Origin of the sequence: Streptomyces sp. NPDC014894, assembly GCF_043080985.1 — a bacterium.
Lineage (GTDB): Bacteria > Actinomycetota > Actinomycetes > Streptomycetales > Streptomycetaceae > Streptomyces.
This window is the reverse complement of sequence record NZ_JBIBWD010000062.1, coordinates 1-1175: the sequence shown is the minus strand read 5'-3', so window position 1 is coordinate 1175 and position 1175 is coordinate 1. Positions and strand designations below refer to the sequence as shown.

The window sequence follows — 1175 nt, the reverse complement described above, 5'->3', positions numbered from 1 at the left end:
TCACCGCCCAGATCGAAGAACGACGCCTCCGCACCCACCCGGTCCAGACCGAGCACCTCCGCGAACAGCCCGCACAGCACCTCCTCCACCGGAGTCGCCGGACCACGACCACCGCCCCGCACCGCGAACTCCGGCGCCGGCAAAGCCGCCCGGTCCAGCTTCCCGTTCACCGTCAACGGCAGACCGTCCACCACCACGAACGCCGCCGGAACCATGAACTCCGGCAGCCGGTCCCCCACATGATCACGCAACACCCGCACATCCACCGCACCATCGGCGACCACATACGCCACCAGCCGCTTGTCACCCGGCCGGTCCTCACGCACCACCACCGCGACCTGACCCACACTCCCGTGCGCGGCCAGCACAGCCTCGATCTCACCCGGCTCCACCCGGAACCCGCGAATCTTCACCTGCTGATCCACCCGACCGGCGAACACCACCTCACCGTCCGGCGTCCACCGCGCCAAGTCACCCGTGCGGTACATGCGCACGCCCGACTCGTACGGACTCGCCACGAACCGCTCCGCCGTCAGCCCCGGACGACCACCGTACCCACGGGCCAGACCCGCACCCGAGACATACAGCTCACCCGCCACACCCACCGGCGCCGGCCGAAGAAACTCGTCCAGCACGAACAACCGCGTATTGTCCATCGGCCGCCCGATCGGCAGAGAATCCGCCGCCACCACACCCGGCTCCACCGTATGCACCGTCACGATCACCGTCGTCTCCGTCGGCCCGTACACATGCCGCACCGTCAGACCCGGGCACGCCTCCCGCACCGCCGCCACCGCACCCGCGGCCATCACATCACCACCGGTCAGCACATCCGACACACCCGCCAGAGCCTCCGGCGACTCCTCCGCCAGCACACCGAACAGCCCCGAGGACATGAACATCCCCGTCACCCCGTGCGCCGCCACCAGACCCGCCAGCGTCTCCCCGTCCACCAGCCCCGGCGGAGCCACCACCACCCGACCGCCATGCACCAACGGCACCCACAACTCAAACGTCGACGCGTCGAACGTATGCGGCGAATGCAACAACACCCGATCCCGCGCCGCCGCACTCCACGACGAATCCGACACCAACGCCGCCACCGCCGAATGCGGAATCTCCACCCCCTTCGGCACACCCGTCGAACCCGACGTATACATCACATACGCCACATC

Annotated in this window: 1 protein-coding gene; it reads right to left on the bottom strand. The window is 68.9% G+C overall.

From position 1 onward, the window contains the following. Positions 1–1175 (bottom strand): amino acid adenylation domain-containing protein (locus ACF089_RS35925; protein ID WP_392036448.1); only part of this gene is annotated, 1175 nt, incomplete at both ends.